The sequence below is a fragment of the Burkholderia sp. Ax-1720 genome (assembly GCF_011753035.1).
GTDB lineage: Bacteria > Pseudomonadota > Gammaproteobacteria > Burkholderiales > Burkholderiaceae > Burkholderia > Burkholderia gladioli.
On sequence record NZ_VWWK01000290.1, the window covers coordinates 1 to 5,266 of the forward strand.

General features: G+C 71.9%; 3 protein-coding genes. All 3 read right to left on the minus strand.

Annotation, left to right across the window (positions count from 1 at the left end):
* Nucleotides 1–47 precede the first annotated feature (47 nt).
* A complete protein-coding gene (locus F3J18_RS35385; protein WP_166916758.1) occupies nucleotides 48–1,559 on the minus strand; it encodes a PelD GGDEF domain-containing protein in 1,512 nt (503 codons plus the stop codon).
* A gap of 70 nt (nucleotides 1,560–1,629) precedes the next feature.
* Entirely contained in the window at nucleotides 1,630–2,181 is a 552-nt protein-coding gene (locus tag F3J18_RS35390; RefSeq protein WP_166916760.1) for a penicillin-binding protein activator LpoB, read from the minus strand.
* 21 nt (nucleotides 2,182–2,202) lie between these two features.
* Nucleotides 2,203–5,266 (minus strand): tetratricopeptide repeat protein (locus tag F3J18_RS35395; RefSeq protein WP_166916762.1); only part of this gene is annotated, 3,064 nt, incomplete at its 5' end.

The window sequence follows — 5,266 nt, forward strand, 5'->3', positions numbered from 1 at the left end:
CGTCGCCGGCCGGCGCGCGCGGGCTGGCCGGATCGGGCCGGCGCGGCTCAGCCGGCGACACCGCAGTGCTCCATCAGCTTGACCAGCGGGCGCATCGGCTCGCTGGCCGGCACGTTCATCGAATACACCGCCACGTGGGCCGCCTCGAAATCGACGCCGAACTGCGCGCGCAGGTTGTCCTCGATGCGCAGCAGGTAGCCGTCCACGCCGCTGGCGCCGGACAAGGGCATCAGGGTCAGCACGGCGCGGCGCCTGCTGCCGATCACCTCCCACTGCGAATCGAGCGCGCGGCGCGTGCGCACGATGTGCTCGCAAAGCGCGGCGCCCTGCTCGTCGTTGTCGAACACCAGGGTGACCACCGAGGACAGCACCTGCGAATCGCGGCGCAGGTGCACCAGCCGCGCGTAGTCGAGCGCGAAGCGCTGCGGGCAGGCCGGGAAGGCGCTCAGCATCTCGTGCGAGACCTCCGCATGGCGCACGCCGTCGGCGTAGAAGCTGCAGAGCACCAGCAGGAACTGCAGGTTGTCGCGGGTGAGCGCCAGGAACGGCATGCGCTCGATCGCCACCACGCCCACCGGCTCGCCCTTCACGTCGAGCAGCGGCACGCAGGCCAGGTAGCGGCTGCCGATCGCGGCGGCGCTGGCATGCGCCTGCGCGTCGACATGCACCAGCCGGCGCGTCTCGATCGCCTCGCGCACCAGCGGATCGTGCACGTCGAGCGGCCCGGCGCCGCCCACCGAGGCGGCCGCCTCGGCCGCCGGCGCGCCCTGCCGCCAGGCGTGCACGCTGGCCACCTCGAGCTGCACCGCCTGCGCGGCCGCGTCGAGGAAGGCCTGGGCGCCGCGCAGCGCGAGATCGCCCTGCTCGGCCGGGCTCGGCAACTGCTCGAACACCACCGCGCGCAACCGCGCCAGCGAATCGCGCAGCGTCGCCGGGCGGCTCAGCAGGTCCTGCTCGAGCCGCTCGTGCGAGAGCCGCAGCATGAACTGGTTGCGCGTCAGGATCGACAGGCGCTCGGACAGGTAGTCGTTGGCGATCCGGTTCTGCCGCAACCGCGACATCCAGATGTCGCCGAACTGGCCGGTCAGCAGCGTGAGGAAAAAGCCGCCGAAGAAGAAGCCGACCGGGAACGGCCGGCTCAGCACCGTGTCGCCGGTGAACACCGCGCTCGCGCCGCCCGTGCCGGCCGCCACCGCGGTGACGACCGGCACCGGCACGGCCGGATACAGCAGATACCAGGCGGCCAGCAGCACGAAGCCCGATACCAGCCCCGCCACCGAGCCGTAGCGCAGCGAGACCACCACCGGCACCAGCCAGATCCACCCGAAGCCGCTGTGGATCAGCAGCGGATCGTCGGCCGAGAAGGCGCGGCACAGGCCGATCGCGATCAGCGTGAAGCCGAGCGTCTCGAGCAGCGCGACGGTGCGCCGTCGCGCGCTGCCCTCGGGCGGCGCGATCAGCGTGCTCCACCATGCCGCCGCGCCGGTCGCGCGCACGGTTCGCGACTGCCGCGCCGCGCGCGGCTCGCCCGGGTCCGGCCCGGTTGCCTGCGTATTCATGCCCACCGCCTGATCGATGTCGATATCGGTTTCATCACCGCCCCGCCCTCGCCCGCCAATCCATGGAGGCTCAGCGGCCGAGCGGCGCGAGCAGCTCGCGCTCGAGCTTCTGCGCCACGCCCGACAGCGCGTCGCGGCTCCAGCCGGTGCGGCTGCCGGTGCCGGTCCAGACCACCTTGCCGCTCTGCACGTCGATCACGTCGAAGCTCAGGCCGACGGCCGGCTCGCCGTCCACGCCGACCTTGTAGCGCCACTCGTTGACCGAGCCGGTCAGCGCGTAATGGATGTTCTGCTGGCGCGCCCAGTTCAGCGCGTTCTGCTGCGCATCGGGCTTGGCCGGGTCGAACAGGGTCTCGTCGTCGCCGCCGCCCGGGTAGGCCACCAGGTTCTGGTAGCCGAAGGTGCGCAGCAGGCTCTGCGCGATCGAGCCGGCGCGCTGGCCGGCCTGCGGCGTCTCGGTGTGGTTGGCGATCGGCAGGACGGTCCAGGTCTCGCCCTTGGCGGCGGGAATCGCCGCGCTCTGGTCGAGCACCGCGCAGCCGCCCAGCGCGGCCGCCGCGAGCGTGACCGCGCCGGCCAGCGCGACGGCCCGCAGGTGCCGCGATGCGTGCTTCGTGTTCATGCGTTTCTCCTCAGATTGCGTTCAATACAGCCAGCGGTACCGCGCGCCGATTTCCTTCACGGACGTCGAACTGTTCGACGACGCCCCTTGATACAGCCCGTACAGCAAGGCCTGGTCGCCGCCGAACACGCTGCCGGCGAGCCCCAGCTCGACCTGCCCGGTCCAGCCCGCGCGCGAGTCGCGCACCGGGCCGGCCGAGAACATCGGCCGCCAGCCCTTCGAATAGGTTTCCGGCAGGTCGTCGCCGAACGAGAACAGCAGCGCGCCCTGCGTGAAGGTCTGCGGCATGAAGGCGGCCGCGGTGGGCAGCGTGCCGGCCGGCAGGATCGCCGCCAGCCGCGCGCCCGGCACGCCGCCGGCGTTGCTGTACTGCCCGTGCGTGAAGACCGCGCGGATCGTGTAGTCGGGATAGTCGGCCTTGATCTTGTAGCCGGCGCTCAGCTCCAGCAAATGGCCATCGCCGAAGTAGGTGCGGTCCTGGCCGTGGAAGCGCGAGTATTCGTAGCGGCCGCTGCCGAACCAGTGCGGATCGAACTGGTAGCTCAGGCCCACCGAGGCCAGGTCCTTGACGCCGCCCACCATCAATTGCGTGGTTTCGGTCGCGTCCTGGTTGTAGCCGACCGCGTAGCTCAGGGTGAGCTTCGAGTTCAGGCGCGCCCGGCCGTCGACGCGCGCGGTGGTGATATCGCGCAGCGCCTCGCGGCGGCCCACCGTCAACGTTTCCTGGTCGTCCTGGCCCTGGTGGCGGTACATCGCGCTGAGCACGCGGTCCTGGCTCGGAATGTGCGGCAGCGTGGCCGCGTCGCTCGACTGCTCGCGCTGGCGATAAGTGAGGCGCACGCTCTGCGAGGGCGTCAGCCGCGCACCCACCGAGGCGCTCTGCTCGTTGTAGCGCAGCGCGCCCTGGTTGCTGTAGCGCGTCGAGACGTCGACCGACTGCGCGCTCTTCATCAGGTTGTCGCGCAACTGCTGCTGCATCACGTCGTCGTGCGGGGTGGCGATCAGCGACTGGTAGGCCGTCGATTGCGCGTCGGTCAGGCGCCCCGTCAGGGCCTGGGCGTCGACGCGGTTCTGGCGCGGGATCAGGTCCGGCAGCGTGTCGAGCAGGCGGTTCAGCGTATTGACGTCGCCCTCGTCGATCGCCAGCTGCGCCTCGGCATAGACCGGGCGCGTGTTGCGATCGATGAACAATTTGGTCAGCCACGCATGTTCGAGATCGGGTTCCTGCTGGGCCTGCGCCCAGGAGACGGCGGCCTCGCGCGCGATCGCCGAGACCACGCGCTGCTCGCGCTGGATCGCCTGCTGCTTGAGCGGCGGCAGCATGGCGAAATCGCCGAGTTGCGACTGATAGGCCGCGCCGCCCGGCCCGCCATTGCCATCTTCGCCGTCGCCGGCCGCGTCGGCGCGCAGCATCGCGATCAGCACCGCGCGCGACTGGTCGCCGTTGGCGAACTGGGTGGTCAGCGAAACGAAACGGCCGGCCAGGTCCTCGCGCTCGGCTTCGGGCAGCGGCGCCGCGTTCGGGTCGCGGCGGCGCCGCGCCAGCTCGACCCAGGTCGACTTGCGCAACTGCCAGGCATCGTCGGCGCGGCCGTCGAGTTCGAGCGCATCGGCGAAGGTCAGGCGCCAGAGCGGATCCTGGCGGTTCGCGTCGGCCTGCTTGCGCAGGTAATGCAGCGCCATGCGGCCGTCGCCGAGCCGCAGCGCGGCCGCGATCATCGGCGGCCACAGCGGCGCGTCGCTCTCGGCATGGGCGCCGTAGCGGCTCATCGTGTCGCGCAACTGCGCCTCGGTGCCGCGATCGTTCAGGTACCAGAGCCAGGTGACCTGCGCCTCGGTGCTGTCGGGCGCGATCGCCAGCGCGCGCTGCACGTCGCGCGCCACGTCCTGCTGGCGGCCCGCGTCGCGCTCGTACTGGGCGCGCGCCAGCAGGAACGGCGCCGACTGCTCGGCCGCCGCCAGTTGCTCCGCGCTCAACGAGGCGAGCAAGGGCGCGATGCGGCCGCGCGCGTGGGCGCGCTCGTAGTAATAGATCGCCTGGGTCAGCATCCGCACGTTGCCGGTCTGCCGGTAGCCGTATTCGGCCAGGCGCGCCGCGTCGATCGGCGTGTCGTCGTAGAAGCCGATCATCGCCTCGAGGTCGTCGCGGCCGGCCTTGCCGCTGGCCAGCAGTTCGCGATAACCGGCGCCCGTGTCGTGCTGCTGCTGGGTGGTGGTGCCGAGCAGCGCGTAGAAGCGCCAGAAATCCTGGTCGGCCGGGGTGGCACCGCGCTTGCCCTCGTTCATCGCGGCCAGCGCCGCGTCGAAGCGGGTGCGCGTGTAGAGCATGGTGGCGATCTTCAGCGCGTAGCCGGCGTTCGGGCCGTAGTCGCGCTCCAGGTCCTGCCAGCTGCGCAGGGCCAGGTCGTCGTCGCCCTTGCGTTCGGCCTCGGTGGCGTAGCGCTCGCGCGCGAGCCGCCCGAGCGGTCCCTTGAAGCGGGCCTGCAGGAAGCGCAGCGCGCCGTCGGGGTCGCCGTTCAGCTCGTAGGCGTTGACCACCGCGTCGAGCCGCTTGATGTCGCCGGGGCTGGTATCGGCCTGGTGCAGGGTCAGCGCCAGCATCGCGCGCTGGTCGTTCAGGCCCGGCGCGAGCCGCGCCACCTGCTGCCAGGCATGGGCGTCGCCGCGCGATTGCGCGAGCGCGAGGTAGTTGGCCAGCGCCACGTCGGGATGGTGGTTCCATTCCGCCACCTGGGCGAGCCGTTCGCGCCAGCTCGCGGCGCCGGGGTCGCGCTCGAGCGCCTGGTTCGCGACGCGCTCGGCGCTGGCGACATCGCCGGCGGCCAGGAACACGCGATAGGCCAGCGCGAAATCGGCATCGCCGGCCTTCTGTTTCGGGGCCGCGTCGGTCGCCGCGGCGGAAGGCGGCGAAGCCGGCACGGCTGGCGTGGCCGTGGCGCTGGTGGCGTCCGCCGGCGCGGCGGGCGCGTTCGCCGAAGCCGGCGCGCTGCCCGAGATCGGCCCCGTCACCACCTTGCCGTCCGCGCTCGAGGCCGAGGCGGTGGTCGAGGCGATCCGCAACAGTTGCACGCCCTCGCCCGAACGC